Source organism: Gemmatimonadota bacterium (assembly GCA_026706345.1).
Lineage (GTDB): Bacteria > JAAXHH01 > JAAXHH01 > JAAXHH01 > JAAXHH01 > JAAXHH01.
The window spans coordinates 53,298-61,798 of the sequence record JAPOYX010000018.1; the positions used below are offsets into that span (position 1 = coordinate 53,298).

The 8,501-nt window shown below is 57.7% G+C and carries 9 protein-coding genes; 3 read left to right on the plus strand and 6 right to left on the minus strand.

What is annotated here, in order from left to right:
• Positions 1-133: 133 nt before the first annotated feature.
• Positions 134-598: a hypothetical protein gene (locus OXG98_01970; protein MCY3770782.1), complete on the minus strand. Its 465-nt coding sequence runs from the start codon at positions 596-598 to the stop codon at positions 134-136.
• A 646-nt stretch (positions 599-1,244) separates the two neighbouring features.
• Here OXG98_01970 and OXG98_01975 point away from each other — a divergent pair.
• On the plus strand, positions 1,245-1,919 hold the full coding sequence (locus tag OXG98_01975; GenBank protein MCY3770783.1) for a hypothetical protein: 675 nt from the start codon (positions 1,245-1,247) through the stop codon (positions 1,917-1,919).
• Positions 1,920-2,080: 161 nt separating this feature from the next.
• Here OXG98_01975 and OXG98_01980 read toward each other — a convergent pair whose 3' ends face one another.
• The 4 genes from OXG98_01980 to OXG98_01995 form a co-directional block, all read right to left on the minus strand.
• On the minus strand, positions 2,081-3,037 hold the full coding sequence (locus tag OXG98_01980) for a phytanoyl-CoA dioxygenase family protein (GenBank protein MCY3770784.1): 957 nt from the start codon (positions 3,035-3,037) through the stop codon (positions 2,081-2,083).
• A gap of 32 nt (positions 3,038-3,069) precedes the next feature.
• Positions 3,070-3,858 (minus strand): phytanoyl-CoA dioxygenase family protein, encoded by a 789-nt coding sequence (locus tag OXG98_01985; GenBank protein ID MCY3770785.1) that lies wholly within the window; start codon positions 3,856-3,858, stop codon positions 3,070-3,072.
• 33 nt (positions 3,859-3,891) lie between these two features.
• On the minus strand, positions 3,892-4,971 hold the full coding sequence (locus tag OXG98_01990) for a sialidase family protein (GenBank protein ID MCY3770786.1): 1,080 nt from the start codon (positions 4,969-4,971) through the stop codon (positions 3,892-3,894).
• A 153-nt stretch (positions 4,972-5,124) separates the two neighbouring features.
• Complete coding sequence (locus OXG98_01995) at positions 5,125-5,778, minus strand: chloramphenicol phosphotransferase (GenBank protein ID MCY3770787.1); 654 nt, start codon at positions 5,776-5,778, stop codon at positions 5,125-5,127.
• Between the two features lie 306 nt (positions 5,779-6,084).
• On the opposite strand from OXG98_01995, the gene OXG98_02000 reads away from it, so the two are divergent.
• On the plus strand, positions 6,085-7,356 hold the full coding sequence (locus tag OXG98_02000; GenBank protein MCY3770788.1) for a hypothetical protein: 1,272 nt from the start codon (positions 6,085-6,087) through the stop codon (positions 7,354-7,356).
• 6 nt (positions 7,357-7,362) lie between these two features.
• On the opposite strand, the gene OXG98_02005 is transcribed toward OXG98_02000, so the two are convergent.
• Entirely contained in the window at positions 7,363-8,094 is a 732-nt protein-coding gene (locus OXG98_02005) for a TIGR02206 family membrane protein (protein MCY3770789.1), read from the minus strand.
• A 194-nt stretch (positions 8,095-8,288) separates the two neighbouring features.
• On the opposite strand from OXG98_02005, the gene OXG98_02010 reads away from it, so the two are divergent.
• Positions 8,289-8,501 (plus strand): hypothetical protein (locus tag OXG98_02010; GenBank protein ID MCY3770790.1); only part of this gene is annotated, 213 nt, incomplete at its 3' end.

Consider the following 8,501-nt stretch of genomic DNA (forward strand, 5'->3'; position numbering starts at 1 on the left):
GCGCCCTCGGCCCTATCCGTACATCCGGATCGGGGTCTTGATGTAGGAGATAACGGGGTTTGTAAGCAGGATCTAAGAAAACTGCCTCGGTTGATGACCAATTGCAGAAACTTGGAAGGGACTTCATGTGGTTTTACCACAAGTGGCGGATGAGACTGACCCCGCCTAATATCAAGAGCATAACAACTCCGCCTGTAATTAGTCTCACAATCAAGGGCCTACCAGCGATTTTACGTATCTCGTATAACTCACGAGTTTTGCGTTTCACAAATTCCGGCAATTCTTCATATGGCTCGGCAGTCTCACCTTTTAAGCCCGCTTCTATCGCGTCCGCTAAGATCACTTCTTGGTTCCATTCGTGCGATGCCCCCCATTCTTCTATCACATCTGATATTGGATTCCCATACAGTTTAACTCGCTCGACGTTATCCTTAATATGTTCCCACACCACATCTCGATTAACTAATGGATCGTTTAGGATTTCAGCCGTGTTTTTTAGTACGTTTATGAGGCAGTCAATGTCTTGTAGTAGATCGTAGGCCCTTGCGCTTTTCAGGTTAATGACACTAAACACGATCTTAGATACACTGGTTGTCATTACTCGATTTCTCCTTAGTCACTTCCGGCTACAGATCGAAGTTGGCTTTAAGGTAATCCGTCAGGGCGGCTTCAACGGACTGCCGAACACCATTTCTCAGATATTGCTCACTCGCTATCCTTAGAAGTAGAAACTATCCCTCCGTAGTTGTAATCATACGTGAACCTAAGAAAAGAATACTCATCCGGTTGCCAATCGACCGGGAACGTGTATCTGCCAAACTCTACCTGAATATAGTTGACTACAGACAGGTTGTTTCCTAGCGGCAAACACGAAATGTTTACAGTTAACAACAACTCATCGTAACTCCAAGACTCGGTACGTTTGATACGCGACTGTGCAAGCTCGTTGGTTACAATCTGTTCATACGAACCCCAGCAGTCGTCCTCCTGATAGAAAGATACATATAGTTCATTGGGATTTGGTTTTTTAAGATGCCCCTGTGGTAATTCCTTCGACTGACCATATGTGGCTTGTAGCCCAATCATCAATGTAAAAACCAGTACGTTTCGAACGATCCGTAGCAGTGTCATAGCCTCACCCTGTTGCTATATACCTTTACATGGAAAACAGAATCGACATGGTATCTTAAATCAATCAAATTTCTCGGACAGGGGGTAGTGAATCATTCGCCGGAGATAAAACCATGGCAAAAAGAAAGCGAATATGTGTGTACTGTGGATCACAGGAGAAATCAACCAAAGATCACATTCCACCCAAATGCCTGTTTGCAGATCTACCGGATGATCTCATTACGGTGGATAGTTGTAAGACATGCAATAATGGGGCATCAAAAGACGATGAATATCTGCGTGATTTACTGATCCGGGAAAGGCGCACCGAGAATCACTCCGAGGCTCGCAAGGTACGACAGAAGTTTTATAGGGCATTACAGCGTGAGGAGTCACGTGGGTATACCAAGTCCATTGTGGATAATATCGTACCCTTAGATGTGTTCACACAAGCTGGGATTTACATTGGGAGTGCCGGTGGTTACGAGGTTGACCATGAACGCCTTGACCGAGTAGTTGAAAGAATCATAAAAGGGCTTTACTCAAACACCCACCGAACAAGATTACCTGATAGTTATGAAGTCGAGGTTTGGGACGATAATTACTTGGCCGAATTCGATCAAGATACACAGGATGAGTTTCTCAGACCTTTCATGTCTATGAATGGTCAACCACCTACCAAAGCCATTGGTAATGGAGTATTCGCGTATTGGTATCTTCAGGCGGTTGACAGTGACTTCGTGACGGCATGGGTTTTAAGGTTCTACAACAGCGTGTTTATGTTCTGTAAAACCGTGCCGAAGGATTAACCGAACCGACGAAGTAGAACTCAACTATGTAAGATTCCTTCCATAATAACCTTCCTGGGTGTTGATCTCCGGGGCACGTGTTTTTAGTCAGGACTGTTCGCCGTTCGCAAGTGGACGGAATAGTAGGTTCAAATCAATACCCGAATTCGCGCCCTCGGCCCCTATCCGTACATCCGGATCGGGGTCGGCTCGGTCGGTTTGTTCTTGCGGGGCGGACGCTGCGCCGTGACCTTCAGCGCCTCCTCCCAGCCGCGATTCCAGGTGGCGTAATCCGATAGCACGAATTCGGGATGGCGCCGGCTTCGGACAATGAAGTTGGGGTAGAACGAGCGGCCCGTGGGCAGGCCGGTCTGTTGATACCGCAGGTCGAGGCTCCACCGGATCGTACCGGAACGGTTGGGGATGGACCGGTGTGGAATCAGTTTGTGCATGAGCAGGACGTCGCCTTTTTTCATCGGAAGCGACAGGACCTCGCCCTCGGGCAGCCGGCCTTCTTCGATGCCGAATCCTTCACTCCAGTACACGGTCCGGTGGTGGTGCACCCGGGGTATGATCTGCAGGCACCCGTTCTCTTCGTCGGTGTCGCACAGGGGCAGCCATACGGTGAGGATGAACACGGGGTCGGCATCCTCGAGGTGCACCTGCGCGTCCTGGTGCCAGGGCGCCACGTTTTCCCTGATGCGCGCGGCCAGGGCTTCCTCGCCGCCATCACCGTTCCCGCCGTGTTCCGACAGGCCGGCCAGGTCCTCCGGCAGCTTGGCCCGCAGATGCTGGATGGGACTGCACGTGATTTCGGGTCCGACGAGGGATTCCACCAGGTCCAGGAGCCGGTGATTGCCCAGGAAGCGAAACAACGCTTCGGCCCGCATGTGCATGATGTCGATCTCGTCGTAGATCGCGGTGTTTTCCCGCGTGATCAGGGCGAGCCGCCGCTCGAAGGGCTCTCCTTCGTGCAGTTCGGTGATCCGTCCTTCCTCGTAAAGACCGCGGGCCCGGTTATCGACAAACGCTTCGATTCCGGTGATGACGGGATCCAGATCATCGCCGGTAAGCGCGCCTTCGACGATGACATAGCCTTCGTCCGCGAAGTGCCGAAACTGATCTTGAGTTAGCGCCATATTGGAAGTATTCTCCGCTGCATCCCGCGCCGCTACGCGGCTTTCGGAATGTGCGTGATCAGGTTCTGCAGGTGCCGCAACCGTTCGGGCGTGGCCGTGGAAAGCAAGGGCCCGTCCTCTCCGCCGAAAACTTCCCGCGTCGTATAGCCGTGTTGACGGATGATTTTCTTGAAGGCCTCGAGCGGAGGGCCGTCGGTGTGAAGTCCTGTAAACACGATCGTGAACATGCGCCTTCTCTTGCCGCCGCCCCACGCGCTGTGCTTGGTGGAATGGTTGAAGACGGCGAGGTCTCCCGGCCGGGTCTCGACGGCGACCGCCGGTACCTCGCTGCCGTGGAGTCCTCCCCAGACGCCTTTCTTGCCAGAAAGGTGCTTATGGACCGTTTCCGCGTATCCTTCGCCGAACCGGTGGCTTCCCGGAATGACCCGGAGCGCCCCGGAATCCTTCGTCATGGGATCCAGGTAGATGGCCATCTTGTAGAAGCGGATTGGCTCGGGCCACTGGGTGTCGGAGTGCCATCTCGTGTCGCCCACGTAAAGGTTCCCGTCGCTGTTCCAGTACTGGTACCGCTCGCCCAGCAGGCCTGCCGCGATACCGTGGATGCGGGGATCGTCCAGCAGCGTGCAGAGGTACGGGTCGTGGTTGATGAACGGTACGACGGCCAGCCGCTCCCGGCCTTCGTGGTCGTCGCCGCCGTTTTTCTTCAGCAGTCCGTCGAAGGCCTCTTCTATCTCACCGACCCTGTCGTCCAGCAGCCCGGGAAAGTGCAGATACCCGAAGGTATCCATGAATTCCTTCTGGTGTGATTCGAGTTGAAACATCGAAGTTCCCCAATGGTCTTTAGTCGAAAACCCTCAGTATTCCTCGAGCACGGATCCTTCTATCCCCCGTGTTCCGTCTTCATAAACATAATAGTACACGACCAGTACCCGACCATCCATCAATTCGACCGACCACGGATACCCGCAGTCCGGCTCCAGGGAATCGGCGCGCACGACGATATCCGGCGCGGTATCCAGGTCGCCGGCCTCGGGATCGAGGACCCGCGCCAGGCAGCCCCTCTGTCCCTCCCAACGGGTACCCACCGTGGCCAGGATGCGGCCGTCCCGCAGCCCCAGCAGGTGTCCGGGACATCCCCGCATGGTCGTCGACCGCCAGGGGGACCAGGTCTCGCCGCCGTCGTCCGAGTGCACTTCCACGAGGTGCACGTCCTGTTCGGGCGGTTGGTTCGGATGACAGCGGAAGAGCGCCAGGATTCTGCCGGATGGCGCCAGGTAGATGGCCGGTTCGCTGAAATGGGCGACGTCGTCCTCGGCGATACGGCCAGCAAAGGTCCAGGTACGCCCGCCATCCGTCGACGATTGCATCATGCCGAAAAAGGGCGGTCTGCCTTCCGGATGGTCCGTCGCCTTGCCGGGTAGCAGCATGCGCCCGTCCGGCATCTCGAGCAGCCCGCTCCGGCAGACCCCGGTGTGCGAGGCGGGATGGCCGTTCACGGCGTCTGGAAGCGGCGGAAACCGTTCGGGGTGCGACCAGGTGGTTCCATCATCCGTTGAACGCACGTGAAAGCCCACGCCGGGACGGGAGACCCAGGTATGCTTGGATACCTCCGGCGCCTGGGCGAGTTCCAGGTCCACCGTGCTGGCGTGCAGAAAGAGCTCGCCGCTGGAAAGCGTATGGGTTCCGAAGTCGATCACGCCGCCGTACGGGTAGGCCGTCACCAGTTCCGTCGGTCCCCAGGACTGCCCGTCATCGCCGGATCGGCAAGCCCGCACGTCGAAGAGAGGATGGCTGTGGTGGCTGAACCCCGTGGCGGGCGACCGGTGAAACAGCGTCAGCAGGTCGCCGCCGGACGTCCGGACAATGTTTGGATGGGCGCCGTACCAGCCCTCTTCGCGATAGATCGTTAAATGGTCTGCTATGCGCCATGCCATGGGGACTCAGCCTCCAGGTGTCATGCCCCGGTCATTCGTACCTGTTTATGATCAGCGAGATCGTCGATGGATTCAACAATATATCGGTGCCGGGTTCGCGGCAAATGGAAATATGAACACGATGCGCTACAACCCGCGACGGTTCGCCATTATTCAACCGGACATTGCGGCGAGCCGTCTGAACGCATCCGGTTCAGGACCGGTTTCAATGTGTCTGAGGATCTCGTCGGCACAGCTTTCGGCGCTCAGGGTAGATGTATCGACCTCAAGGTCGTAGATACCGGGTTGATGCACCTCCCGGTCCCAGATCCGCACCAGTTCAGGTACGGGCGTGTCGTCCGGAATTCCTTCTTCTCTGAGCCAGGTTTCCCTGCGGCGGCGCCAGACGACGTCGACGGGACAGCGCACGCCTGCGAAATACGCGTCCATTCCTTCCATGCGTTTGGCGCAATCGTAGAGGATGCCGCCCAGCGTTGCGTAATCGTCGTGATGCGCGACGTCGGCAACCACGTTCAGGCCCTTGCGGAGGTGGGTCGCGATGGAATCATAGAGCGCATCGTACATTACGGGTATCAACGGTTCGAGATCGGGCCTTTCGCCCCCCTTCCGGTCCGCGATACCGGCGGGCCGGAGCCCGATCCCGGGACGAAGTTTCGCCGGCGTGATTTCAATGAATCGATCGGCGCCGAGATTCATCCATGGTTCCCGTGACATCTGCTGGATGGCGGAAGCGATGCTGGATTTGCCCGATCTTGGCGCGCCGTTGAGTATGACGGCCGTGCCCGGCCGGATCTCAGATGGAGGCATGCCGCCCTTGTCCTGTAGACATGCTGTTTCGTACCGGAAGGCAACCCCGGACACCGGTTGAAAACGAGGCGGGCGAAATACGGCTTTCGCTGTGGATTATCCCGAATATACGGTGTATCTTCTACCGGACAAATCGGTATTTCTCCGTTACAGATCTGACTTTTGTCTTCTTCATCTTCCCAGCACGGTAGGATAAGGTCGATGGTTTCCAGGTGTATCAAGGGGAACTATGAACTCGCCGCCAGGATTGCAGGTGGGGGATCCGAACCGAGGGCGAACATCCGATTTTCCGGGGATGACGGTCCCGTGAGCATGTTTCTGGATATCGACGGGATAGGATTCCGCGTGGTCAGGGAGGCCGGTGGAAACCGTGAGGTTCTGAAGTACTACCCGGGCGGGGGACCGCCCCCCTGGAACGTCCGCGTGCTGAAGAAAGGCAACTTTTTCCGGTTTCGCGTGAACGGAAAATCGGGATGGGTCCGGGGCCCATCGGGCGAGTGGGACGGGATGTACGATAAGTGGGAGAACACCCTGGCCCTGGAGGGAACCGGGGGATGCGAATTCGAATCCTGTACGGTCTCGACGTTGCCGTGGCTGGACCAGAGAACGGAACCGGTCATCGCGCGGGGCCCGGCGGGCAGCCACTACGAGAAGCAGATCATCCCGGGCGCTATCGTTGAAATCGACAACCGTTTCTATATGTACTGCATGGCGGGCATGGAGGGCGCCCAGGAAGGGTCCTCCCGGCGCACGATCGCCGTGGCGGAAAGCGATGATCTGCTGTCATGGGAAGTGCACCCCGTTCCGGTTCTTTCCTACGCGGACGGTCCGGGCGACAACATCTACGTGAACGGCGCGGTCATCAAACCCGAAGGCCAGGTCGTCATCATGTATGCCGTACAGCAGTACCCCGCCTGGCTCGGATTCATGATCGCGTCGGCCGACGACCCGAAAGGGCCTTTCAAGCCTCATCCCGGAAACCCCGTCTACCGGCATTTCAATGGCGCCGCCCACGAGTTCGACCTGCAGCGCGTGGATCAACCGGACTACCGGTACATCATGTGCTACGCCGGTTACACGCCGCGGCCGTCGGGAGGCTGGCCGGGCGGCGACCGGGGCTACCTGCTTTACAGCGATAATCTTGTAGACTGGCGCGAGGCCGAAGATAACCCGGTGTTCGGTCCGGAGACGACGGACGACTGGGACGCCGTGCACGTGCGGCCGCGGTCACTGAACCGCATCGGCGATACATGGTATCTATGGTACGAAGGCTGCAACGCGTGGACGCCGCCGGACTCGAAAGCAGCGCGGGAGCAATGGTGCGATTCGGTGGGCCTTGCCCGTTCATCGGACCTTAAAAACTGGACGTACTATCCGCGAAATCCTGCCCTTCCGGCCCTTGGAATCGGAGCAGAGCGATTCGACCACACCTGGACCGGCTGGCCGCGCATGGTCGTAAGGGGCGACACGGGATACGTGTTTTATACCGGAAACGCCCAGGTCGGCCTGAGGACGATATCGGTCCAACGCCTGGTGGACTGGTCGTCCGAGGGCGGCGAGACGTTTCGGATCGTTTAGACGGCACTATATTTGAACAGGTTGTCGCTCCCGCTGGGATTCACGCCGTCGTGCCAGAGGCACCGGCAGATAGACCACGAAGAACAGCACCAGCGCCACCACGTCGAGGATGGGGATGTACCAGGGCCACGGCGCAAAGAAGAAGGGCGAAACCGTACCCCAGGGCGGCCTCGACAGGTACATGTAGTTCGACCCGAGGAGCAGGTTGATGATCCCCACGGCCACGGCGAACAAATTCAGGACGATGAAAGCGCGGAAGAGTCCGCCCAGCGTGGGCCGCATGCCCAGGCCCCAGGTGGCGTACAGGACGCCCACGACGATACCGGAGTGGGTGATGAAATACTGGAAGAAACGCCACGAAGGGAAGCCGGTGTCTATGGCGCCTGGCGTGATCACGGCGTTGGCGGAACCGACGAGTCCCCAGAAGTAGGCGATCTCGTAGGCGTACCGGTTCCGGAATAACAGGGTTGCGGCCGTAAGAAGGTTCGCGACGCCGCAGATATGCAGCGGAAGGTGGTTGCGGACGATGTAGTCCGGACCGAATTGCAGGAGACGGTATCCCCAGGCCGAAAATTCGTTGACCAGCAGCATGGCCGCGAGCAGGTAGCCGATCGTCGCCGGCGTCCAGTCATCTCCCGCCCGTCGCGCGAGACCCGAGAGCAGGATGGGAAGAGCCAGGGTAAGCCCCATTACGAATAGATGAGGCGTCCCGAAAGTCTGGAATCCGGATGGCGTCATGATGTAGTTTGCATGGTGAGGGAATCACCGTATAGTCCTGAAGATACATCACGGCGCGCATCGGTCAACCCGCGCGGTCGGACCCGAACGCGGTCCGGGCCTAACCCATCGGCGCACCTTTTACCAATCCCATTGGCAGAACGAATTTCCCCATGATTACCCTTTTCGAAAATGGCCAGCCAAAGGCGCAGATCATGCTGTCCCCATCGGCCGGACAAGCGGAACGGCGGGCGGCCCGGGAATTCCAGCGCATCTTGAAGCGCATGGGCGGTGTCGAGCTGCCCATCCTTCGGGATCCGGCTGAGCCATCCGGGATCGGAAACAGTGGATCCCACTCCGCTCCCAAGCACCCCGCCGGCCGGGTGTTTATCGGATGGAGACCCCCGGAACTGAACATCGATCTCTCC